Genomic DNA, 21,163 nt, shown 5'->3' with positions numbered 1-21,163 from the left:
GGGTTGGCAATGGCATCGGACACGGCGATCAGCCTGAAGGTCGAACGGAAGCCCAAGCTGTCGGAGACCGTGGTTGCGGCGATCCGCAAGCAGTTGCAGGCGGGCGAGATCCAGCCAGGCCAAAAGCTGCCGACCGAGGGTCAGCTGACCGAAACCTTCGGGGTCAGCCGCACCGTCATCCGCGAAGCGCTGGCCAAGCTTGCCGCCGACGGTCTGGTCGAGCCACGCCAGGGCGCCGGGGTCTTCGTCAACGAGCATATCTCGACGATGTTCGGCGCGCTGGCCGCGGACATGGGCAGCAAGGATTCGATCGCGCTCAACGTGCTCGAGGTGCGCCTGGCGATCGAGATCGAATCCGCCGGGCTCGCCGCCATCCGTCGCAATGCCGCCCAGGAAGCAGCGATCCAGGAGGCCTTCTTCGAGTTCGAACGGCTGCTCTTGAACAGCGAGCCGACGGGTCCAGCCGACCTTGCCTTCCACCGCGCGATCGCCAGCGCCACCAACAACCCGTTCTATGTCGAGATGCTCGACGTGCTCGGCCGGCGGGCCATTCCTTGCGACGTGACATCGCCGTGGTCCACCGAACTTGCCCAATCCGACCTCTACCAGCGTGGGCTGCAAGGCGAGCATCTGGTGATCCTCAACGCCATTATATCAGGCGATGCCGAGTCCGCGCGCGAAGCCATGCGCGCGCATCTCACCGCGAGCCAGCAACGCTATCGTGAGCGCTTGCACGCACGTCAGAGTTTTTATGCCGAGTCGGTCAAGGCCGCGGCAACCGAATGACCAATGAGGCAGCCCAATGGGACAGCAATGAATCACACTGATAATCACACGGACTTCACCTCGCGCTTCGCCATCGACCCTGTTACCGCCGCGGCGATGGGGACGGACGAGCTCCGTCACAATTTCCTGATCGAAGGGCTGTTCCAGCTCGGCCGCATCAGCCTGACCTATACCCATTACGACCGCATGATCGTCGGCGGCGCCATGCCTGCCGGGACAGCGCTGCCGTTGCAGGCGATAAAGCCGACCGGAACAAAGAACTTTCTCGATCGCCGCGAAATGATCGCCGTCAATATCGGCGGCGCCGGCGTCGTGAAAGCCGGCGGCCAGTCCTACGAGCTGCAGCCGCGCGACATGCTGTATCTCGGCATGGGCGCCAATGAGGTGTCGTTCGCCTCTGTCAATCCAGCCGAGCCGGCCAAGTTCTATCTGCTCAGCGCGCCGGCGCATCAGAGCCATCCCAGCCAGCTGATCCGCATCGGCGATGCCAAGCGGCTCGATCTCGGCAGCCAGGCGACCTCCAACGAGCGCTCGATTTTCCAGTTCATCCATGCCGAAGGCGTCAAGACCTGCCAGCTCGTCGTCGGCATGACCCAGCTTGCCCCTGGCTCGGTCTGGAACACCATGCCGTGCCATGTGCATGACCGGCGTATGGAAGCCTACCTCTATTTCGACCTGCCGGAGGCGGCGCGCGTGTTCCATTTCATGGGCGAACCGGACGAAACACGTCATCTCGTCATGCGCAATGAAGAAGCGGTGCTGTCGCCGGGATGGTCGATCCATTCGGGCGCCGGCACCTCCAACTATGCCTTCATCTGGGCGATGGCCGGCGACAATGTCGACTATACCGATGTCGATCCGGTAGCGATGGAAGCGCTGCGGTGAGCGACCTCTCCGCTTTTAGCCTCGCCGGCAAGCGCATCCTCGTCACCGGCGCCAACACCGGCATCGGCCAAGGCATCGCCCTGTCGATCGCGCGTGCCGGTGGTGCGGTGGTCGGCGTCGGCCGTTCGGCGATGGACGAGACGGCGGAAAAGCTCGCGGCGGCGGGCGGACGCTTCGAGGCGGTGCGCTGCGATCTTGCCGACCATGCCGCTGCCCAGGCGGTACTCGATCGCATCTGGGACGAAACCGGGCCGCTCGACGGGCTGGTCAACAATGCCGGCATCATCCGGCGCGCCGACGCCGTCGATCTGACGCAAGCCGATTGGGACGACGTCTTGGACGTCAATCTGAAGACGGTCTTTTTTCTCAGCCAGAGCTTCGCCAAGCGCGTGCTTGCCGATCCCGGACGGCGCGGCAAGGTCGTCAACATCGCCTCGGTGCTGAGCTTCCAGGGCGGCATCCGCGTCGCCTCCTATACCGCCTCGAAACACGGCTTGCTCGGCATCACCCGGTTGCTCGCCTGCGAATGGGCGTCGAAAGGCATCAACGTCAACAGTATTGCGCCAGGCTATATCGAGACCAACAACACCGAGGCGCTGCGTGCCGATCCAGACCGCAGCGCCGCCATTCTGGCGCGCATTCCAGCCGGGCGTTGGGGCGGGCCGGAAGACATCGGCGACGCGGCCGTCTTCCTGCTGGCGCCGGCGTCCAATTACATGCATGGCGCAGTGGTGCCGGTGGACGGCGGCTGGCTGGCGCGATGAGGCCATGATGAGGATTTTGGCGATGACCGGAACGAAGACCTTTTCGCGCGCCGGCGAGGGCGCATGGACACCGACCCCGGATGGCAACCGCAGGCGCGTTCTGCTGCACACGGACGAACTGATGATGGTCGAATTCGGCTTCGACAAGGGCGGTGTCGGTGCGTTGCATTCGCACCCGCATGTCCAGGCGAGCTATGTCGCCGAAGGCCGCTTCGAGGTCACCATCGACGGCAGGACCGAGATCCTGGAAACGGGAAGCAGCTTCATTGTCCCTTCCAATTTGGTCCATGGCGTCAAGGCGCTCGAGGCCGGGCGCCTGGTCGACAGCTTTACACCGCACCGCGCCGATTTTATCGACTGACGTTACGAGAACGAGCGCAGGTCACTACGCAGCGGCAGCTATCTTCGCAAACGAAAAGCCCGCGCCTCCGGAGAGACGCGGGCGTGTTGCCTGGGCGCTTGTGGCGCCGCGGTACTCAAAACATCACCGCAGAACCTGAACCTGCCGGATTATGATGAAGATAGGATTAACCCGGCCAGAGCCGACGCGATATTCACAGCCAAAGTGAATAGAGGCTGGAATCACGATCCCATATCCGCCAATGAGGGGGATATTCTACGGCGCCGACGGAGACGGGACTTGAGGGGTGATCGAGCATTCGAATCTGCGGTCAAGGCAGGCACTCTGCAGATTCGCGGGGGAGCTGTGGCAGGTCACATCAAAAGTGGCCGTTCCCACGCTACCTTTTTGGGCGGCGCCGATCATAGAAATTCCCTGATGCAGGTAGCGGCGGCGAGCGTCCCGGCGGAGGATCCCAAGCGGCGCGTCCTGAAGGACGTGTTCGGCTTCGATGATTTTCGTCCTGGCCAGGACGTTGTGACGGAGGCGCTGCTGGCGGGGCGTCATGTGCTGGCTGTCATGCCGACCGGCGCTGGCAAATCGCTCTGCTACCAAGTCCCGGCGCTGGTCCTGGGCGGGCTTACCATCGTCGTTTCGCCGCTGGTGGCGCTGATGCAGGACCAGGTCGCCGCATTGCGCCTTGCCGGCGTGGCGGCAGATACGATCAATTCCTCGCTCGACCGCGAGGCCAATGTCGCGGCATGGCGCCGCGTCGCCTCGGGCCAGACACGCCTGCTCTATCTGGCGCCGGAGCGGCTGATGACCGAGCGGATGCTCGAGGCGCTGGCCAGGCTCGACATCCGGCTGATCGCTGTCGACGAGGCGCATTGCATCTCCCAATGGGGCCCGGCCTTCCGGCGCGAATACGAAGAGCTGTCGCGGCTGCGCGACATTTTCCCTGATGTGCCGATCATTGCGCTGACGGCGACAGCGGACGAAACGACGCGCACCGATATCGCGGCACAGCTGTTTGCCGGGAAAGTCGAAACCCTGGTGCTCGGTTTCAACCGGCCGAACATCAAGCTTGGCATCGAGGCCAAGCAAGACAGCAAGCGCCAATTGCTGAGCTTCGTGCAGCGCCATGCCGGCCGCAGCGGCATCGTCTATTGCCTGTCTCGCAAGAAGACGGAAGAGACGGCGGCGTTCCTCGAGAAGAACGGCGTGCGCGCTTTGGCCTATCATGCCGGCATGAGCAAGGAAGCGCGAGAGGCCAATCAAAACGCTTTCATGACCTTGTCCGGCGTCGTGATGGTGGCGACCATCGCCTTCGGTATGGGGATCGACAAGCCTGACGTCGCCTATGTCTTTCATACCGATCTGCCGGGCAGCCTCGAAGCCTATTATCAGGAAATCGGCCGTGCGGGCCGCGACGGGCGGGCTGCCGAGGCACATATGCTCTTCGGTCTCGGCGATATCCGCATGCGGCGGCTTTTCATCGACGACGAGGACGCGCCGGCGGAGCATAAAAGACGCGCGCATGGCCGGCTCGACACGCTGATCGGTTATTGCGAAACGGCCCAGTGCCGTCGCCAGATCCTGCTTGGCTACTTCGGCGAAACAGCAATGCCTTGCGGCAATTGCGACAACTGCCTTGACCAGACGCCGCATGCGGATGGCGAGGCGGAGGCGCGGATCGTCTTCGCGGCCATCGCGCAGACCGGCGAGCGCTTTGGCGCTGCCCATATCGTCGACGTTCTGCTCGGCCATGAAACCGAGAAGGTCCTGGCCAGGAACCACCACAGGCTTGCCAGCTTCGGGACCGGTGTGGCGCACAAGAAGGATGTCTGGCTGTCCTTGGTCCGCCAACTCGTCGCGGGAGGATTTCTGACGTTGGACTCAGGCGGCCATGGCGGCCTCGCCATCGCTGAAAAAGGTCGTGAGCTGGCCCGTGGCGACGTCTCGTTCCGGTATCGCGTAGAGGTGCGGAGCCGTGCGTCGCGTGGTAAGACGCGTCCCGCTGCTGCCGCGGGCACGGAAGACCTGGATACCGCGCTCTTGGCCACGCTCAAGGCGGTTCGGCTGCGCCTCGCCCGGGAGCGCCAGGTGCCGGCCTTCGTGATCTTCTCCGATCGTACACTGATCGATATGGCCGAACGCTGCCCGCGCGACCTCGACGCCTTCGCCGCAGTCAACGGCGTCGGCGCCGCGAAGCTCAGGGAATTCGGTCAGATCTTCCTCGGCGCAATCGCTGCGCACCAGTCCGGGGTATCGGTCTGAAGGTTGCATCAAGGCGATCGTGCCGACGGGTAGCCACTTGGAGCGGTTCATCGTTTCACGGAAACGCCGAACCGCTCTATCTCTTTGTTTTTGCGCAATTCCGGACGGAAAACCGTTCACACTTTTCCTGGAATTGCTCTAGACCACTGCGGCGGCGCAATCAGCACTTGCTTCGTCTCACCGCCGCGATCGCAGCCTCCTGCTGCCGCAGCTGCTCGATTTTTGCGCTCTGGCGGGCAGTGACGGCAGAGGCGACGCGCCGGGCACCCCATAGCCAGTCCGGAATATTGCTTTTCGCGACTTTGCCCCGCGTGATCGCTGTCGCCGACATCTCCTTGGCGACTTCGCCCATGGCCACGTTGAGTTCGACGCAGCTCATCTTGTCGTATTTCGCGGCATCAAAGGATGCGTGGAAGGGCGATGCGCAACCTCCGATAAATACGAAGCTGCAAATCAGGGGCGTGGCTGCAGTGATCGCCTTCATTTTTTATCAAGCAGGTTTGACGCCGACCGGGCGAATATCAGAGGGTTCTCGATCTCGGGCCGCGGAGCGTTCCCGAGGTTTTGCGTAACGGAAGCATGTGACCTCTACAATACTCTGTTCGACGCGTCATTCCCCCTTATCCTCGAAGAACTTCGAAAGAGCCGCTCCGGTCTGGTGAGGGTGCTCTTCGGGAAAGAAGTGCCCGCCCGGAACAGGGCCTCCTTCAACGCTGTCAGCCCATTTTCTCCAAATAGCCAGCGGTCCACCTTCCCTTGCATACCAGGTCTCAAGGCCGCCTTCGCTACTCCACAGTGCCAGTAGCGGGCACTCAATGCGACGACCATTTGCCTGGTCCGCCGCGTCATGCTCACGATCGATCGTGGCAGCGGCCCGATACTCTTCGCAAATCGCATGAATATGAACGGGATCGCGAAGCGCCTCGACATAGGCGTCCCTGACCTCCGCAGAGAACATTTCTGCCGGCGACCCCCACTGCACAATCGCATTGTCGACGACGGCATCGGGCGCGGCGCCTATCAGTCGCTCCGGCAGAGGCTCCGGTTGGGCAAGAAGGCTCCAGGGCCAGAAGGCGAGAGCCAGTCTGGCGTCCGCCCTATCCCACGCGGCGGCGGTGGGGATAACGTCGAGGACCGCGATCTTTTCATCGGGGTGATCGAGCGCCAGGCGATAGGCGACCCGCCCGCCACGATCATGTCCAGCAACCATGAACTGCTTAAATCCGAGCTGTTTCATGACTTTAACCATGTCGCCGGCCATGGCGCGCTTGGCGTATGGGCTATGATCGGCAGAGGAGACCGGGCACCCGCTTTGCCCATAGCCTCGAAGATCGGCGGCGACCACCGTAAAGCGGGGCGCCATTGCTGTGGCGATATCCCTCCACATCAGATGCGTTTCGGGAAAACCATGAAGCAGCAGCAGCGGCGGGCCGGTTCCGCCGACCCTGGCGAAAATGGTCGTGTCGCCCCGTTGCAAGCTGGTGGCTCTGAAACCTGCAAACACCGTTCGTCTCCTCGGTGTGCCTCAGGCGACAACGCACGAGGTAGCAGAAGGATCACAGTCGGCTGCCGTGTCTGGAGTCGAGGCGGCCCTTGGAATGCTGCTAATGGCTGCCCCATCAAGCAGGCCCAGGGGCTCGGTCATCATATCCAGACCACATTCATTCTCGGCGTGGGGAAAGGCATCATTCTTCCAGCGCGGTCCTGTCGCGGAATTGCTGCGCCACCCAGTCGATGAACACCCGCAAACGCGGCGACAGTTGGTGCTTATGCGAATAAAGCGCGTGAACCGGCAGCGGTGTCGGCGGAAAGTCGGACAGGACTTCGACAAGGGAACCGCTCGCCAGCTCCGAGACGACACGATAGCGCGGCACCTGGATCAGCCCAATGCCGAGGCACGCGGCGGCGACGTTCGTCTCTGGGCCGGTCACCGTCATCATGGCAGGCAGCTTGATGCGATGCACTTTCCCTTTGATCTGGAATGCCAAAGGAATAACCTCGGCGGTGTCGGGAGCGAGCAGCCCGATCATTTCGTGGCCGTCGAGGCCCTCTGGCGTCTCCGGGGTGCCAAGCCGCCGGAGGTAGTCCGGGCTGGCAAAGGTGCCGCGCTCCAGCGTCGCCAGTCGTCGCTTGATCAGCGAACTGTCGGCTAGCTCGCCCGCTCTCAAAATACAATCGAACCCCTCCCGGATCAGATCGACGGGCTGGTGCGCTTCGCTGAAATGTAGGCGGATGCCGGGGTACATTTCGCGAAAGCGTGGCAGGCCGGGCAAAAGGAAGTGCCGCGCTTGCGTGCCGTGCACGTCGACACGGACGAGGCCTGACGGTTTGGCGCCGACGAAGGCGCCCTCGGCATCCTCCATATCGGCGATCAGGCTGACGCATCGTTGGTAATAGGCCTCGCCATCCAGTGTCGGGTTGACCTGACGGGTGGTCCGCTGCAGCAGCCGGACACCAAGCCGCTCCTCCAGTCCCTGCACGGCGTCTGTCACGGATGACCGCGGCAGACCGAGGTCATCGGCGGCTTTGGTAAAGCTCCTGCGCTCGACGATGCGGGTGAAGACGCGCATGGCGTCGAAACGATCCATTATACGACCTGTCGGATAGTGATACCGAATTATGCATGATTATCCTATCAGGCGGAAGATGCATTCTGCCTTCATCGGGAGCCATGACGGCGCCGACGATGAAGGAGACAGACAATGACCAATCAGACACAGAAGGTCGCTATCGTGACGGGCGCTTCGGGCGGTATCGGCGCAGCTGTTGCCGAACGCCTCGGCAAAGGCGGTTTCACTGTTGTGGTGAACTATGCCGGCAACACCGCTTCGGCCGAGGCGGTGGTTGCCAAGATCGAGGCAGTCGGCGGGCGAGCCGTCGCCGCGCAGGCCGACATCTCCGATGCGCAGGCCGTACGCCGCATGTTCGACTCTGCCGAGACCGCCTTTGGCGGCATCGATGTGCTGATCAACAATGCCGGCATCATGATGCTCGCGACGATCGCCGACAGCGACGATACGCTGTTCGATCGCCAGATCGCGATCAACCTGAAGGGCACGTTCAACACCCTGCGTGAGGCGGCCAAGCGTCTTCGCGATGGCGGCCGGATCGTGAACTTCTCGTCCAGCGTTGTGGGGCTGCTTCAGCCGACCTATGGCGTCTATGCCAGCACCAAAGCCGCGGTCGAGGCGATGACCCCCATTCTTGCCAAGGAACTGCGCGGCCGGAACATCACTGTCAACGCCATAGCCCCGGGACCGACGGCTACCAAGCTCTTCCTTGACGGCAAGCCGCAGGAGGTGATCGAGCGCCTTGCGAAGCTGGCACCGCTGGAGCGTCTCGGCCAGCCCGAGGACATCGCCGACGCCGTCGCCTTCCTCGTCGGGCCAGACGGCTCCTGGATCAACGGCCAGACGCTGCGCGCCAACGGCGGGATCATCTGATCCCCGGCCGGACCAGCATACCAGAACCCATCCATCCAGCGTTCAAACATTTCGAAGGATCATTACCATGTCCAAGCAAATCATCCTGGTCACCGGCGCCTCGTCAGGCTTCGGCCTCATGACCGCCCGCGCGCTGGCCGAAGCTGGCCACACCGTCTATGCCTCCATGCGCGAAACCGAAGGCCGCAATGCGCCTCGCGTCGCCGAAGTCGCCGCCTGGTCGAAGGGGCATGGCCTCGACCTTCGTACCGTCGAACTGGATGTCCAGTCCGACGCTTCCGCCGAGAGCGGTATCGCTCATGTTCTGAAGGACGCTGGCCGGCTCGACGTCATCGTTCACAATGCCGGGCATATGGTGTTCGGCCCTGCCGAGGCCTTCACCCCGGATCAATTCATCCAGCAATATGACGTCAACGTGCTTGGCGCACAGCGCGTGAACCGCTCCGCGCTGCCGCATATGCGCGGCCAGGGCAAGGGCCTCCTGGTCTGGGTAGGGTCGTCTTCGACACGCGGTGGCACGCCGCCGTTTCTCGCGCCCTATTTCGCAGCCAAGGCCGCAATGGATGCGCTCGCTGTGTCGTATTCAACCGAACTCGCCCGCTGGGGCATCGAGACCACCATCATGGTTCCCGGTGCCTTTACCAAGGGCACCAACCACTTTGCCCATTCGGGCAAGCCGCTGGACGAAGCGCGCGTGGCGGAATATGAGGCCGGTCCCTATGCGGGCGTTGCCGAGCAAGCGCTCAAAGGGCTGGCCGGCCTTGAACCTGCCGATGCCGATCCCGCCGAGGTGGCTCGCGAGATCGTCCGTGTGGTGGACGCGCCGTTCGGCAAGCGCCCATTCCGTGTCCATGTCGATCCGTCGCAGGACGGCGCCGAGATCGTCAATGGCGTCGTTGACCGCATGCGTCGTGAGATGTACCGGAACATCGGCTTGGACGATCTGCTTCACCCGCGCGTCAATGCTTGAGAGGCTCACGGGAGCGGCAGAGCCACGGTGCTCCGGCCGCTTCTGTCCCCAACCCATTCGGAGCAAGGATCATGACCAACATCGCCCCCGCAGCATCGGGCTGGAAGCCATCCCTTATCTTCCTCGGCTTTGGCGCCATTGCCGCGGCGGTCGCGTCCACCCCCTTCATCTTGGCATTGCCCGGCCATGTTCATCGGCTGGGTTGCCCACTTCACGCGTGTCTGAGGTCGAGGCGGTCCTGGAATTCTCCTCGATGGCTGAACGCGAAAGGCGCGGGCCGCTGATATTTCGATCGGCGCACCCCATATGAGCGGGAAGAGTGTCGCTTAAGGGTCTGCTATGATGATTTCGCGTTCGAGCCGGTTTGCAGTTTTGTTTGCAGGACTGTTCCTGGCATTTTCCATGGTCGCGACCGATTACGCTGAGGCGCGCCGTGGCGGCAGCTTTGGCAGCCGCGGCACGCGCACTTTCCAGTCGGTCCCGCCGACCAGGACGGCGCCACAGCCGGCCGCGCCGGTCGAGCGCTCGATGACGCCCGCAACGAACAATGCGGCCCGCCAGACCCCGGCATCCCAACGACCAGGGATCTTCAGCGGCCTCGGCGGTTCGATGATGCGGGGCCTGTTGCTCGGCGGTCTGATCGGACTTCTTTTGGGCCAAGGGTTCGGCGGCTTGGCTGGCATGTTGGGCCTGCTGCTTCAAGCGCTCCTGATCGGCGGCGCGATCATGCTGGCTATCCGCTTTTTTCGGTCGCAATCGGCACGCAACCAAGCGCCGGCCATGGCCGGCGTTCCGCGGAGCATGGGGAACTTTGGGCGAAACGCGGCAGCCCAGCCCGAGTCGGACAACGTCTCGTCTTTCCCCATTCCAGGCATCGGGTCCGGATTTGGCCGGACGGCTCAAGCCTCCGATGAAATTACAATGACGCAGGCCGACCTCGACATATTCCAGCAGCGGTTGACGGAGGTTCAGGAAGCATTCGGGCGCGAAGATCATGCTGGCTTGCGCCGGCTGGCGACCCCCGAGATGGTGTCGTACCTGTCCGAAGAACTTGCCGACAATGCCAAAAAGGGCATCAGGAATGATGTCTCGAATGTCAGCCTGTTGGAGGCCGATATTGCGGAGAGCTGGCGGGAAGATGATCGCGACTACGCGACGGCTGCGTTGCGCTATGAGTCTCACGACGTGATGCGCGATCGCGCCAGCGGCAAGATCGTCGCGGGCGAAGCCGATCGGCCGACGGAAACAACCGAACTGTGGACCTTCACGCGCCAAAGCGGTGGCGACTGGAAGCTCGCAGCAATACAGCAGCCTGACTGATACGCTGCAGTCTCGGCCGTTCACGTCCTCTTGCGAGCCACGATGTAAGGGCGGTTGTCGTCGCCTCGTTGCGTAGCTTTCAGTGGCAAGAACGTCGAAGCCCGCGGCATCGATAGTTACTCTCGATGGCGCAGCGCATCGACCAGGGCAACGAAAGCAGGTGAGGATTGCCGGCGGCTCGGATAATAGAGATGGTAGCCATCCCAATATGGCGACCAACCTTCCAGCACCCGGGCCAGCCGACCTTTCGCGATGTGAGGAAGGGCAATTTCTTCCGGAACATAGCCGAGGCCGCGGCCGGCCAGCGCAGCGTCCAGCACATGAAAGATGTTATTGAAAACGAGCTGCCCATCGACGCGAATTTTAATCTCGCGGCCGTTCTCCTCGAACTCCCACACATAAAGAGCCCCGGAGGTTGGAAAACGGTAGTTGATGCAATTGTGCTGCACGAGATCCTGCGGCTTCTCCGGCTCGGGATGCTCGGCAAAGTAGGATTTGGCGCCGACGACCGCGAATCGGAAATCCGGCCCGATGCGAGCGGAGATCATGTCTTTCGCAAGCTGCTCGCCCATGCGGATCCCGGCGTCAAAGCGCTCCGTCACGATGTCGGCGAGGCCGTTGTCGAGCAGGAGTTCGACCTTGATGTCGGGATATTTCGCGAGAAAGCGTTTCAGCTTGGGCCAAAGGATGCTGCTGATTGCATAGTCAGGCGCTGAGAGCCGGATGGTTCCGGCGGGCTTTTCTCTCAATTCGTTCAGGGCATCGACCTCGACTTCGATCTGGTCAAAGTGAGGCCCAATCCGCTCCAAAAGCCTCTCTCCCGCTTCTGTGGGGGCCACCGCGCGTGTCGTGCGTGTGAGCAAGCGAACGCCAAGGCGAGCTTCGAGTAGACGGATAGTGTGGCTTAGTGCCGATTGCGATATGCCGAACCGGGCTGCGGCTCGCGTAAAGCTACGCTCCCGAGCAACAGCCAGGAACGCGAGCAGATCGTTGACATTCTGCCGCGGCACTCATGGATCCTTCTGATAGCCAAAGCTCGATTATACGGAATAAATCGAAAGCGAATACGGTGACCTGATTTTGCGGCAGCTTATGCAATTCGCGCGGCTCGCCCTCCGGCAACCAGCTACGAGCGGGTTGCACACGTTTCAGTCGGTGCGTTCAACTCGGACAGTGACGGGACCGGGACGGTCAAAGATCGAGACATCGCCAGTGACCTGCCCGAGCACAATGATGCCAGGTGCCGGGACGCGACCGCTCCGATAGTAGATCACGAAATGATCGGAACTCCAGAGTCCAAGCGTGCCGATAGAGAAGTCGCGCTGCCGCGCCAGTTCGGGCAAGGCGGAAGGCAGGTTGCCGGTCTTTTCCTGGCGGAGATGGTCGGACATTTCGATCGTGAGCGGCAGTGTCTGCGCCAGAGATTTTGCGGCTTCGTTATCGGCAAGATCGGCTGTGACCTCGCCCCAATCCGAAGAAATGCGAATTCGCTCTTGAGCCATGGCAGGTCCAACCATTCCTAGCGCGATAACAGCGGAGCTTAGCAGTGATTTCAGCATGCTGTCGTATCTCCGATCCATGCTGATGGAGCCTGCTCCCTCCGCCGCAGGCTCCATCTCGCCGCTCACGCGGAGAGGTGCTGATTGAAGAAGCTGGTCAGCTTGTCGAACGGGATCAGGTCCACGCGATCGTAGAGGTCGACGTGCCCGGCGCCGGAAACCCACACAAGCTCCTTCGGCTCGGCCGCTCGTTTGTAAGCATCCTCGCTGAACTCGCGGGAGTGAGCCTGATCGCCCGAGATGAACAGCATCGGGCGCGGCGAAATCGTCTCGATGTCGTTGAACGGGTAGAAGTTCATGAACTTGACATTGCTGGTCAGCGTCGGATGCGTGGTGATCTTGGGGTTTGCACTTGCGGGCGTGAATTCACCCCGCGGCGTGCGGTAGAAGTCATAGAACTCCCGCTGGATGGGATGGGTGTCGGCGGTCAGCTCATGCACCGTGCCGCTGGTATATTCGACCTCGCCGCCTTCAAACTCGACCCAGCGCTGCTCGGCAGCTGCAGCAATGCTCTCCTTGCGCTGCTCGACGCTCAGCGAATGGTTAAGCGCGTTGCGGTTGGCGGCCCCCATGTCGTACATGCTGACGGTCGCGATGGCACGCATCCGCGGGTCGATCTTGGCCGCGCTGATGACGAAACTGCCGCTGCCGCAGACGCCGATCGCGCCGATGCGGTTTCTGTCGACGAATGGCCGCGTGCCCAAGAAATCGACCGCGGCGCTGAACGCTTCGGCGTAGACATCAGGTGAAACGATCTGGCGGGCCTCGCCCTCGCTCTCGCCCCAGAACGGCAGGTCGATGGACATCGCGACGAAGCCCTGTTCGGCCATCTTGGTGGCATAAAGGTTTGCGCTCTGCTCCTTGACCGCACCCATCGGATGCCCCACGACGAGCGCCGGATGGCGCGCATTGCGGTCGAGGTTGTTGGGAATGAAAACATTCCCCGCGACGTTCATCTCGTATTGGCTTTTGAAGGCAATCTTTTCGAGCGTCACCTGGTCGCTGGTGTAGAAGTTGTTCGCGCCGTTTGACATATCTTGAGCCTTTGCGAAGGGGATGTTGAAGAGCGACGCCGCACCGAGCGCGGCGACGCCGGCGCCGGTCAGCTTCAGGAGGTCACGCCGGCCAAAGTCGACACTGGACTGCGGTTCCGCCGTGCTCTCAATTCCGATCTGCTTCATGTCTGTCTCCTTTGATCGTCTTGAACTGTCGCAGGCCTGCCGGGCCATGCTCATTGCCCGGCATGTGCGCGGCAGTGTTGCAAATGTCTGAAATAGAATAGTGACGACGCCGGCGACCGATTAGGTGGCAAAATCAGCATCTCGTCATGAATTAGATTCATTAATCGCAGACAGCGGAAGGCCCGTCCCGAAGGTGAACAGGTTCATCATCGCCTGCGGCCGCATCTGCACGGGAAGAAGATCACCACCGTGCTCGGCGGTCAAAAGGCTCGGCATCACGGAGTTCGACGACGGCATTTGGCTCTTGAGCTTCATGCACTATGATCTTGGATAGACCTGGAACAGAGGACATTGCAGACCATCGACAACCCGTTCGGCACGAGGTTGTCACCCATGTCTCCAGTATAAACCGTAACCTATTTGTCCAGAATGGACCGGCGGCAAATGGCGGAGAGGGAGGGATTCGAACCCCCGATGGGCTTGCACCCATGCCGCATTTCGAGTGCGGTGCATTCGACCACTCTGCCACCTCTCCGCGGTCATGGTCCGCCGTTGCCGACGCGGCGCACTAGATAACGGCTGGGCGAACAGGTTACAAGGCCCAATCTGTCCGGCGATCCGGCTTCTTGTCAGGCTTGCCGTCCCGCTCTGTGTTGTCGGCGCTGGGCTTGAATGTGTTCGTAGCTCGCATACTGGCGCTCGCCTTGACTTGCGCCCAGCCTTCGGTTAGGGACAGCGCGCAATCGGCGTGGAGGGTTCTTCCGCGCCGCTTGCTTTTTGAACCCGCAGACTGACAAAAAGACGGCCGAACCGCCTGAAGCGGTTCATCAAGGCCGACCGAACAGCGAAAGGCAAAAAATGTTCGCAGTCATCAAAACGGGCGGCAAGCAGTATCGCGTTGCCGCCAACGATCTCCTGAAGATCGAAAAAGTCGAAGGCCAGGTCGGCGATATCGTCGAGATCGGCCACGTGCTCGCGCATGGCGAGGGCGAGAATGTCACGTTCGGCGCGCCGTTCGTCGACGGCGCCTTGGTCGCCGCCGAAGTGGTCGAACAGGGCAAGAACCGCACGGTCATCGCCTTCAAGAAGCGCCGCCGGCAGAATTCGCGCCGGAAGATCGGCCATCGCCAGCTTTTGACCACCGTGCGGATCGCTGAGATCCTGCTGGGTGGCGCCAAGCCGACGAAGAAGGCCGCGGCCAAGGCCGAAGCGAAGACCGAGCCGAAGGCCGAAGTTGCTGCAAAGACCGAGGCGAAGGCTAAAGCCGCGCCGAAGACCGAAGCCAAGGCAGAGGCTGCGCCGAAGGAAACCGAGGCCAAGGCAAGCGAAACTGCCGCGCCGCTGTTCAAGGCGCCGAAGGGCGAGCCGGACGATCTGACCGTGATCAAGGGTATCGGCCCGGTTGCGGCCGGCCAGTTGAACGAACAGGGCATCACGACCTTCGCCCAGATCGCCAAGCTGTCCGACAAGGATGTCGCCAAGATCGACGAGCATATGCCGTTCAGCACCGACCAGATCACGGACTGGCGCGAGCAGGCCAAGGAACTGGCGAAGAAGTAAAGCGGCCCGGCGCGATCGTCGCCGGTTCGGACTTGAAACGGAACGCGAACGCGTTCATAAGACCTTTTAAGCGCCCTTGCGGCGCATCGGAGTTAGTTAGATGGCACACAAGAAAGCTGGCGGTTCGTCGCGCAATGGTCGCGACTCCCATTCCAAGCGGCTCGGCGTGAAGAAGTTCGGCGGCGAAGCCGTGATTCCGGGCAACATCATCATTCGTCAGCGCGGCACGACGTGGCACCCCGGCACCAATGTCGGCATTGGCACGGATCACACGCTGTTTGCGCTCGAAGCTGGCGCAGTCACCTTCAACAAAAAAGCCAATGGCCGAACCTACGTATCGGTGAACCCGATGACGAAGGCCGCGGAGTAGCCGGTTCCGTACGAGAACACCGGCACCCATCTCGGGAACCGGTGTCTGGCCAAGCCAGGAAATGGATCAGGGGAGATGGGTTTCCATCTCCCCTTTTTCTTGTGCCTGGAGGACTGACATGGTTGCCGAAGCGGAAGACACAGACGGTGAAAGTTACGCGATAGATTGCCCGGTCCTGGTGACCGAGCGGCTGGTCCTGCGGGCGCCACGCGAAAGCGATATCGAGCAACTGGTGGTGCTCGCCGACAACCGCCACGTCGCCGAAATGCTGGCCCGCATGCCGCACCCCTATGGCGAGGCCGAGGCACGCGCCTTCCTGGCGATGACGGCATCGCGCCGGGCCGGGATTGCCTATGCCTTAACGCTGGCCGGTACCGAAACCTTCGTCGGCTGCGCCGGCCTCAACACCACCGATCGCGGGCTGGAGCTCGGCTACTGGATCGGCGAGCCCTACTGGAAGCGCGGCTATGCGACGGAGGCCGCGCATGCGCTCGTCGACCTCGCCTTCCAGAAGACGGCGATTCAGGTGCTGCATGCCTCGACACGGGTCATCAATCCGGCCTCACGCCGGGTCATCCACAAATGCGGCTTCCAATATGCCGGCCAAGGCATGCTGAACTCGATCGTCGCCGGCCAGGTGCCGGTCGAGCGCTACCGCCTCGATCGCAGGACCTGGACCAGCCTGCGAAACTGGGTCCACTTCTAGATGTGTCGATATTCAGGTGATGCCGGCCTGCAAACGTTGGTTTCCTGCGCTTCCGGTGCTCACGTACTTCAAGTACGCTCCGCTCCGGTTCTCGAAAACCAGCGTTTTCGGCACGGCCTGACCTGAATCTCGACACATCTCGGCACCCGACCAAAATCTTGGGCTAAGCTCGAGGTCAGGCCATCTCGACCCAGACCGGCAGGTGGTCCGAACCGACCGCTTGCCGGTCGACCCACAGGCGCTTCAGCGATTTGGCCAGCGAGGCGCTGGTGAAGATATAGTCGATGCGCTTGTAGCGGCTGGCGTCGTCAGGTCGCTTGGGGTCGATCCAGGAGACGAGATCGGCGCCTGCGGCGGCAAGGCGCAGAGCTGTATCGACGGCAAGGTCGGCGGTCATGGGTATGCCGAATTCGTGATCCAGGCGGCCGGCGAGTTCGACATATTCCGGCGATCCGGCCAGCATGTTGAAGTCGCCCATGACGACGAAGGCTTCGGGATAGGGCAGGTCAGGCAGGCCGACCTCGGCGAGCCCCGACAGCGCGCCGCCCTCGATCCCATAGTTCAACAGGCGCTGGCGCAGAAACCGGATCTGGCTGGCGCGTTCGACCGGGCTGCGATGGTCGAGATGGGTGGAATAGAAGCGGATGAAACCAAGCGGCGTCTCGATCAGCGCCTCCAGCGCGCCGCGCTGGAAATTCATCACTTCGAAACTGCGGCTGCGCGGCAAGAGGAGATTGCGCGACAGATGAACGGGCGTTTTCGACAGCACCATGTTGCCGAGCTGGAAGGTGGTCGTGATGGCGCGACCGTTTTCCAGACGCGAGCCGATATTGGCCTCGAAATTGCTGCCATAGACGGCGAAATATTCGGGCAGCGCCTCGCCGAGCTCGGCCACCATGTCGCGGCCGCCATTGTTGGGGTTGTTGCGCGAGACCTCCTGCAGCGCGATCACGTCGGCGCCGCGCACGGCATCGGCGATGCGGCCGACATCGTAGCGGCCGTCGAGGCCGACGCCGTAGTGAATGTTGTAGGTTACGAGCTTCATTGCGACTCCGGCCATGTTCATAAACAGCCTCGCCCTTCGCCCCGCCTTGGTTTAGAGCAGTGCCGAACGTTTAGAGCAATGCCGCAAGGCCACTAGCAGAAACTCAGCAATCCGATGAAATTTCTCGATCAGGCCAAGGTCTACATCCGCTCCGGCGACGGCGGCGCCGGATCGGTGTCGTTCCGGCGCGAAAAGTTCATCGAGTTCGGCGGTCCGGACGGCGGCGACGGCGGCCGCGGCGGCGATGTCTGGGTGGAGGCGGTCGATGGGCTGAACACGCTGATCGACTATCGCTATCAGCAGCATTTCAAGGCCAAGACCGGTACGCACGGCATGGGCCGCAACATGACCGGCGCCAAAGGCGCCGACGTCACGCTGAAAGTGCCGGCGGGAACGCAGGTCTTTGCCGAGGACAACGAGACGCTGATCTGCGACCTGACCGTGGTTGGCCAGCGCTTCCTTTTGGCCAAGGGCGGCAATGGCGGCTTCGGCAACCAGCATTTCAAGACCTCGACCAACCAGGCGCCGCGCCGCGCCAATCCCGGCCAGCCGGGCGAAGAGCTCAACATCTGGCTCAGGCTCAAGCTGATTGCCGACGCCGGCCTGGTTGGCCTTCCCAATGCCGGCAAGTCGACCTTCTTGGCCGCCGTCACCGCGGCTAAGCCGAAGATCGCCGATTATCCCTTCACCACGCTGCATCCGGGCCTCGGTGTGGCCCGCATCGACGGGCGCGAGTTCGTCATCGCCGACGTTCCCGGCCTGATCGAAGGTGCGCATGAGGGCGTCGGCATCGGCGACCGTTTCCTTGGACATGTCGAGCGCACGCGCGTCCTTCTGCACCTCGTCTCCGCGCAGGAAGAAAATCCGGGGAAGGCTTACAAGATCGTGCGCACCGAACTCGACGCCTATGGCCATGGGCTGGTCGAGAAGGTCGAGATCGTAGCACTTTCCCAGGTCGACACGCTCGATGCCGACGCGCGCAAGAAGAAGGTTGCTTCGCTGAAACGCGCCGCCGGCCGTGCGCCGATGCTGCTTTCGGCGGTCACCGGCGAAGGCTTGGAGGCGGTGCTGCGCGCGCTGATGGGGGTGGTGGCCGAGGCACGCGACGCTGTCGCCGCTCCGGTCGAGACGCGCTGGAGATAGCGATGGCCGCGCAGTCGCTGAGAAAATACCGGCGCATCACCGTCAAGATCGGCTCGGCGCTGCTTGTCGACCGCACGACCGGCCTGAAGCGCGACTGGCTGGCCTCGCTTGCCGACGACATCGCCGTGCTGGCCGAAGGTGGCGCCGAGATCCTCGTCGTGTCGTCCGGCGCCATCGCACTTGGCCGCACCATTTTAGGCCTCGGCAAACGGGCGCTGAAGCTCGAGGAGAGCCAGGCGGCCGCCGCCGTCGGGCAGATTGCATTGGCCGGCGCCTGGTCGGATGCGCTCGGCAAGGGCGGCCTGAAATCGGGCCAGATCCTGCTGACGCTCGGCGACACCGAAGAACGCCGCCGCTACCTCAATGCGCGGGCGACGATCTCGACGCTGCTCAAGATGAAGGCGGTGCCGGTCATCAACGAGAACGACACTGTGGCGACCTCCGAAATCCGCTATGGCGACAATGACCGGCTGGCCGCGCGGGTGGCAACGATGATGGGCGCCGACCTGCTGGTGCTGCTCTCCGACATTGACGGGCTCTATACGGCACCGCCGGCGCGCGACCCGCAAGCCCGGTTCATTCCTGTTGTCGACCGCATCACTCCCGAGATCGAGGCGATGGCGGGTGCGGCCGCGTCGGAGCTTTCGCGCGGCGGCATGCGCACCAAGCTCGACGCCGGCAAGATCGCCACCGCCGCCGGCACCGCCATGGTCATCACAGCAGGCACCCGATTGTCGCCGCTGCTGGCGATCGAGCGTGGTGAGCGGGCGACGTTCTTCCGGCCGAGCGCCAATCCGGTCAAAGGCTACAAGACGTGGATCGCCGGGCAGCTCGAACCGGCTGGCCGGCTGACCGTCGATGCCGGCGCCATCGGCGCGCTGCTGTCGGGCAAGTCGCTGCTGCCGGCCGGCGTCAAGCTGGTCAGCGGCAATTTCTCGCGCGGCGACACGGTGGCGATCCTGTCGCCCGAGGGCCGCGAGATCGCGCGTGGACTGGTTGCCTATGATGCCGTCGATGCCGTAAGGATCGCTGGCTTGAAAACAGCCGAGATCGAAACGGTGCTTGGCTACGAAGCGCGCTCGGCGATGATCCACCGCGACGACCTTGTGGTGAACCATTCGGGTGACCAAGTAGGGGCCGGTGAGCAAGTAACCAGCGGAGGATGAGCCATGCTGAAGCTGCATGAAAAATCCCGGGACGACACTGCCGCCCTGATGGCAGAGATCGGCCGCCGCGCGCGGGCCGCCGCGCGACCGCTGGCCGTCGCCTCGGCCGAGCGGAAGCACGCCGCCTTGATCGCCATGGCGCAGGCGATCCTTCGCCGCGAGCAGGATGTTCTCGACGGCAATGCCATCGATATCAGGAATGGCGGGGAGTCCGGGCTGTCGGCGGCGTTGATGGACCGGCTGAAGCTCGATCCTGCCCGGATCCGTGCCATGGCCGACGGCATCAGTGAAATCGCCGGGTTGCGCGATCCGGTCGGCGATGTCATTGCCGCATGGGATCGGCCGAACGGCCTGCATATCGAGCGCGTGCGCACGCCGCTCGGCGTGGTCGGCGTTATCTACGAGAGCCGGCCGAACGTGACGGCCGATGCCGGCGCGCTTTGCCTGAAGGCCGGAAATCCGGTGATCCTGCGCGGCGGCTCGGATTCGCTCAACTCCTCGGCGGCTATTCATGCCTGCCTGGTCGAAGGGCTGAAGGCGGCCAAGCTGCCGCAGGATGCCATCCAGCTGGTGCCGACCGCTGACCGCGCCGCCGTCGGCGAGATGCTGAAAGGGCTTTCCGGCAATATCGACGTCATCATTCCGCGCGGCGGCAAGAACCTGGTCGAACGCGTCCAGAACGAGGCGCGGGTGCCGGTCTTCGCCCATCTCGAAGGCATATGCCATCTCTACATCGACCGCTCGGCTGATCTCGACATGGCGGTCAAGATCGCGGTCAACGCCAAGATGCGGCGAACTGGCGTCTGCGGCGCGGCCGAGACGCTGCTGGTCGACCGCGCTGTTGCCTCCACCCATCTGGTGCCGACCCTCGAAGCGTTGCGCACGGCAGGGTGCGAAATCCATGCTGACGCCGAGGTGCTGAAAGTGTTTGCCGATGCCAAACCGGCGAGCGACGCCGACTGGGTGAGCGAATATCTCGATGCCATCATCGCGGTAAAGCTGGTCGACGGCGTTGCCGGCGCGATCGAGCATATCGAGACGTTCTCCTCGCACCATACTGAGGCGATCATCGCCGAGGATGCGAACGCCGTCGAACGGTTCTTCAACGAGATCGATTCGGCGATCCTTCTGCACAACGCCTCGACGCAATTCGCCGATGGCGGCGAATTCGGCATGGGCGCCGAGATCGGCATCGCCACCGGCAAGATGCACGCGCGCGGCCCGGTCGGTGTCGAGCAACTGACCTCGTTCAAGTACCGCGTGCGCGGGACGGGACAGGTGCGGCCTTGACGTTTTTTGCCGTTAGAGCCTGAGGGCGCTGCTCGTGTCAGAGGGGGGCGCCTAGCGCGATGCTGTCATCTTCCGAGCCCGCCGTCTCCTCCCACTACCTGAAGATGCCACATGCCGGAAAAGGCTTGACCGTCGGGCTGTTCGGCGGTTCGTTCAACCCGCCGCATGCCGGCCATGCACTGGTCGCCGAGATCGCGCTCAGACGTCTGGCTCTCGATCAGTTGTGGTGGATGGTGACGCCGGGCAATCCGCTCAAGAGCGCGCGGGAACTGGCGCCGCTGGCCGAGCGGCTGCGCCTGTCCGAGCAGGTCGCCCGGAACCCAAAGGTCAAGGTCACCGCCTTCGAGGCGACCCATTA

At 62.8% G+C, this 21,163-nt stretch carries 22 protein-coding genes, 1 tRNA gene and 1 pseudogene; 15 read left to right on the top strand and 9 right to left on the bottom strand.

Annotation, left to right across the window (positions count from 1 at the left end):
* Positions 1 to 9 precede the first annotated feature (9 nt).
* The 5 genes from EOA78_RS13630 (at position 10) to recQ (ending at position 5,052) form a co-directional block, all read left to right on the top strand.
* Complete coding sequence (locus EOA78_RS13630) at positions 10 to 786, top strand: FadR/GntR family transcriptional regulator (RefSeq protein WP_127315580.1); 777 nt, start codon at positions 10 to 12, stop codon at positions 784 to 786.
* A 27-nt stretch (positions 787 to 813) separates the two neighbouring features.
* Complete coding sequence (gene kduI / locus EOA78_RS13625) at positions 814 to 1,671, top strand: 5-dehydro-4-deoxy-D-glucuronate isomerase (protein ID WP_127315579.1); 858 nt, start codon at positions 814 to 816, stop codon at positions 1,669 to 1,671.
* A complete protein-coding gene (gene kduD, locus EOA78_RS13620) occupies positions 1,668 to 2,435 on the top strand; it encodes a 2-dehydro-3-deoxy-D-gluconate 5-dehydrogenase KduD (protein WP_127315578.1) in 768 nt (255 codons plus the stop codon). Before kduI ends, kduD begins: the two co-directional genes overlap by 4 nt.
* 22 nt (positions 2,436 to 2,457) lie before the next feature.
* Positions 2,458 to 2,796, top strand: a complete 339-nt coding sequence (locus EOA78_RS13615; RefSeq protein WP_127315577.1) for a cupin domain-containing protein — start codon at positions 2,458 to 2,460, stop codon at positions 2,794 to 2,796.
* A 417-nt stretch (positions 2,797 to 3,213) separates the two neighbouring features.
* Positions 3,214 to 5,052, top strand: a complete 1,839-nt coding sequence (gene recQ / locus EOA78_RS13610) for a DNA helicase RecQ (protein WP_127315576.1) — start codon at positions 3,214 to 3,216, stop codon at positions 5,050 to 5,052.
* Positions 5,053 to 5,212: 160 nt separating this feature from the next.
* Here the strand turns inward: recQ and EOA78_RS13605 are convergent, their stop codons facing one another.
* The 3 genes from EOA78_RS13605 to EOA78_RS13595 form a co-directional block, all read right to left on the bottom strand.
* Complete coding sequence (locus EOA78_RS13605; RefSeq protein ID WP_029349021.1) at positions 5,213 to 5,536, bottom strand: hypothetical protein; 324 nt, start codon at positions 5,534 to 5,536, stop codon at positions 5,213 to 5,215.
* A 126-nt stretch (positions 5,537 to 5,662) separates the two neighbouring features.
* Positions 5,663 to 6,556: an alpha/beta hydrolase gene (locus EOA78_RS13600; protein ID WP_127315575.1), complete on the bottom strand. Its 894-nt coding sequence runs from the start codon at positions 6,554 to 6,556 to the stop codon at positions 5,663 to 5,665.
* Positions 6,557 to 6,737: 181 nt separating this feature from the next.
* Entirely contained in the window at positions 6,738 to 7,640 is a 903-nt protein-coding gene (locus EOA78_RS13595; protein ID WP_127315574.1) for a LysR family transcriptional regulator, read from the bottom strand.
* Positions 7,641 to 7,754: 114 nt separating this feature from the next.
* Between EOA78_RS13595 and EOA78_RS13590 the strand changes: the two genes are divergently transcribed.
* The 3 genes from EOA78_RS13590 (at position 7,755) to EOA78_RS13580 (ending at position 10,785) form a co-directional block, all read left to right on the top strand.
* The gene (locus EOA78_RS13590; RefSeq protein ID WP_127315573.1) at positions 7,755 to 8,495 is read left to right on the top strand and encodes an SDR family oxidoreductase; all 741 of its coding nucleotides are present in this window, start codon (positions 7,755 to 7,757) and stop codon (positions 8,493 to 8,495) included.
* Positions 8,496 to 8,562: 67 nt separating this feature from the next.
* A complete protein-coding gene (locus EOA78_RS13585; protein ID WP_127315572.1) occupies positions 8,563 to 9,465 on the top strand; it encodes an SDR family oxidoreductase in 903 nt (300 codons plus the stop codon).
* Between the two features lie 342 nt (positions 9,466 to 9,807).
* Complete coding sequence (locus EOA78_RS13580; RefSeq protein WP_127315571.1) at positions 9,808 to 10,785, top strand: Tim44 domain-containing protein; 978 nt, start codon at positions 9,808 to 9,810, stop codon at positions 10,783 to 10,785.
* A gap of 116 nt (positions 10,786 to 10,901) precedes the next feature.
* On the opposite strand, the gene EOA78_RS13575 is transcribed toward EOA78_RS13580, so the two are convergent.
* The 5 genes from EOA78_RS13575 to EOA78_RS13560 form a co-directional block, all read right to left on the bottom strand.
* Positions 10,902 to 11,795: a LysR family transcriptional regulator gene (locus EOA78_RS13575; protein WP_127315570.1), complete on the bottom strand. Its 894-nt coding sequence runs from the start codon at positions 11,793 to 11,795 to the stop codon at positions 10,902 to 10,904.
* A 138-nt stretch (positions 11,796 to 11,933) separates the two neighbouring features.
* Positions 11,934 to 12,287 (bottom strand): cyclophilin-like fold protein, encoded by a 354-nt coding sequence (locus tag EOA78_RS13570; protein ID WP_245477491.1) that lies wholly within the window; start codon positions 12,285 to 12,287, stop codon positions 11,934 to 11,936.
* Between the two features lie 122 nt (positions 12,288 to 12,409).
* Entirely contained in the window at positions 12,410 to 13,525 is a 1,116-nt protein-coding gene (locus EOA78_RS13565; protein WP_127315569.1) for an alpha/beta hydrolase, read from the bottom strand.
* A gap of 144 nt (positions 13,526 to 13,669) precedes the next feature.
* Positions 13,670 to 13,840: a hypothetical protein gene (locus tag EOA78_RS35955; RefSeq protein WP_164783743.1), complete on the bottom strand. Its 171-nt coding sequence runs from the start codon at positions 13,838 to 13,840 to the stop codon at positions 13,670 to 13,672.
* 130 nt (positions 13,841 to 13,970) lie between these two features.
* Positions 13,971 to 14,060: transfer RNA gene (locus EOA78_RS13560), tRNA-Ser, on the bottom strand.
* Between the two features lie 323 nt (positions 14,061 to 14,383).
* Here EOA78_RS13560 and EOA78_RS13555 point away from each other — a divergent pair.
* The 3 genes from EOA78_RS13555 (at position 14,384) to EOA78_RS13545 (ending at position 16,161) form a co-directional block, all read left to right on the top strand.
* Positions 14,384 to 15,085, top strand: coding sequence for a 50S ribosomal protein L21 (locus tag EOA78_RS13555; RefSeq protein ID WP_127315568.1), 702 nt, complete (start codon positions 14,384 to 14,386; stop codon positions 15,083 to 15,085).
* 100 nt (positions 15,086 to 15,185) lie between these two features.
* On the top strand, positions 15,186 to 15,455 hold the full coding sequence (gene rpmA / locus EOA78_RS13550; RefSeq protein ID WP_023678077.1) for a 50S ribosomal protein L27: 270 nt from the start codon (positions 15,186 to 15,188) through the stop codon (positions 15,453 to 15,455).
* 118 nt (positions 15,456 to 15,573) lie between these two features.
* A complete protein-coding gene (locus EOA78_RS13545) occupies positions 15,574 to 16,161 on the top strand; it encodes a GNAT family protein (protein ID WP_065011195.1) in 588 nt (195 codons plus the stop codon).
* 175 nt (positions 16,162 to 16,336) lie between these two features.
* Here the strand turns inward: EOA78_RS13545 and EOA78_RS13540 are convergent, their stop codons facing one another.
* On the bottom strand, positions 16,337 to 17,206 hold the full coding sequence (locus EOA78_RS13540; protein ID WP_127315567.1) for an endonuclease/exonuclease/phosphatase family protein: 870 nt from the start codon (positions 17,204 to 17,206) through the stop codon (positions 16,337 to 16,339).
* 114 nt (positions 17,207 to 17,320) lie between these two features.
* Here EOA78_RS13540 and obgE point away from each other — a divergent pair, with 114 nt between their 5' ends.
* The 4 genes and pseudogenes from obgE to EOA78_RS13520 form a co-directional block, all read left to right on the top strand.
* Positions 17,321 to 18,349, top strand: coding sequence for a GTPase ObgE (gene obgE / locus EOA78_RS13535; RefSeq protein ID WP_127315566.1), 1,029 nt, complete (start codon positions 17,321 to 17,323; stop codon positions 18,347 to 18,349).
* 2 nt (positions 18,350 to 18,351) lie between these two features.
* Positions 18,352 to 19,515, top strand: a complete 1,164-nt coding sequence (gene proB, locus EOA78_RS13530) for a glutamate 5-kinase (protein ID WP_127315565.1) — start codon at positions 18,352 to 18,354, stop codon at positions 19,513 to 19,515.
* Between the two features lie 3 nt (positions 19,516 to 19,518).
* The gene (locus EOA78_RS13525; protein ID WP_127315564.1) at positions 19,519 to 20,805 is read left to right on the top strand and encodes a glutamate-5-semialdehyde dehydrogenase; all 1,287 of its coding nucleotides are present in this window, start codon (positions 19,519 to 19,521) and stop codon (positions 20,803 to 20,805) included.
* Positions 20,806 to 20,864: 59 nt separating this feature from the next.
* Positions 20,865 to 21,163, top strand: a pseudogene (locus tag EOA78_RS13520) (nicotinic acid mononucleotide adenylyltransferase); the annotation flags it as partial.

This window comes from Mesorhizobium sp. M5C.F.Cr.IN.023.01.1.1, assembly GCF_003997585.1.
GTDB lineage: Bacteria > Pseudomonadota > Alphaproteobacteria > Rhizobiales > Rhizobiaceae > Mesorhizobium > Mesorhizobium wenxiniae.
This window is presented reverse-complemented; position numbering and strand designations above follow the sequence as displayed.

Excerpts from the sequence above, each read along its gene's own strand:
- EOA78_RS13555 (WP_127315568.1), top strand. The coding sequence starts at position 14,384 with ATGTTCGCAGTCATCAAAACGGGCGGCAAGCAGTATCGCGTTGCCGCC.
- rpmA (WP_023678077.1), top strand. The coding sequence starts at position 15,186 with ATGGCACACAAGAAAGCTGGCGGTTCGTCGCGCAATGGTCGCGACTCC.
- EOA78_RS13570 (WP_245477491.1), bottom strand. The coding sequence starts at position 12,287 with ATGGCTCAAGAGCGAATTCGCATTTCTTCGGATTGGGGCGAGGTCACA.
- EOA78_RS13525 (WP_127315564.1), top strand. The coding sequence starts at position 19,519 with ATGCTGAAGCTGCATGAAAAATCCCGGGACGACACTGCCGCCCTGATG.
- EOA78_RS13595 (WP_127315574.1), bottom strand. The coding sequence starts at position 7,640 with ATGGATCGTTTCGACGCCATGCGCGTCTTCACCCGCATCGTCGAGCGC.
- kduI (WP_127315579.1), top strand. The coding sequence starts at position 814 with ATGAATCACACTGATAATCACACGGACTTCACCTCGCGCTTCGCCATC.
- EOA78_RS35955 (WP_164783743.1), bottom strand. The coding sequence starts at position 13,840 with ATGAAGCTCAAGAGCCAAATGCCGTCGTCGAACTCCGTGATGCCGAGC.
- EOA78_RS13605 (WP_029349021.1), bottom strand. The coding sequence starts at position 5,536 with ATGAAGGCGATCACTGCAGCCACGCCCCTGATTTGCAGCTTCGTATTT.
- EOA78_RS13580 (WP_127315571.1), top strand. The coding sequence starts at position 9,808 with ATGATTTCGCGTTCGAGCCGGTTTGCAGTTTTGTTTGCAGGACTGTTC.
- obgE (WP_127315566.1), top strand. The coding sequence starts at position 17,321 with ATGAAATTTCTCGATCAGGCCAAGGTCTACATCCGCTCCGGCGACGGC.
- EOA78_RS13540 (WP_127315567.1), bottom strand. The coding sequence starts at position 17,206 with ATGAAGCTCGTAACCTACAACATTCACTACGGCGTCGGCCTCGACGGC.
- EOA78_RS13590 (WP_127315573.1), top strand. The coding sequence starts at position 7,755 with ATGACCAATCAGACACAGAAGGTCGCTATCGTGACGGGCGCTTCGGGC.
- recQ (WP_127315576.1), top strand. The coding sequence starts at position 3,214 with ATGCAGGTAGCGGCGGCGAGCGTCCCGGCGGAGGATCCCAAGCGGCGC.
- EOA78_RS13630 (WP_127315580.1), top strand. The coding sequence starts at position 10 with ATGGCATCGGACACGGCGATCAGCCTGAAGGTCGAACGGAAGCCCAAG.
- EOA78_RS13615 (WP_127315577.1), top strand. The coding sequence starts at position 2,458 with ATGACCGGAACGAAGACCTTTTCGCGCGCCGGCGAGGGCGCATGGACA.
- EOA78_RS13545 (WP_065011195.1), top strand. The coding sequence starts at position 15,574 with ATGGTTGCCGAAGCGGAAGACACAGACGGTGAAAGTTACGCGATAGAT.
- EOA78_RS13565 (WP_127315569.1), bottom strand. The coding sequence starts at position 13,525 with ATGAAGCAGATCGGAATTGAGAGCACGGCGGAACCGCAGTCCAGTGTC.
- EOA78_RS13585 (WP_127315572.1), top strand. The coding sequence starts at position 8,563 with ATGTCCAAGCAAATCATCCTGGTCACCGGCGCCTCGTCAGGCTTCGGC.
- proB (WP_127315565.1), top strand. The coding sequence starts at position 18,352 with ATGGCCGCGCAGTCGCTGAGAAAATACCGGCGCATCACCGTCAAGATC.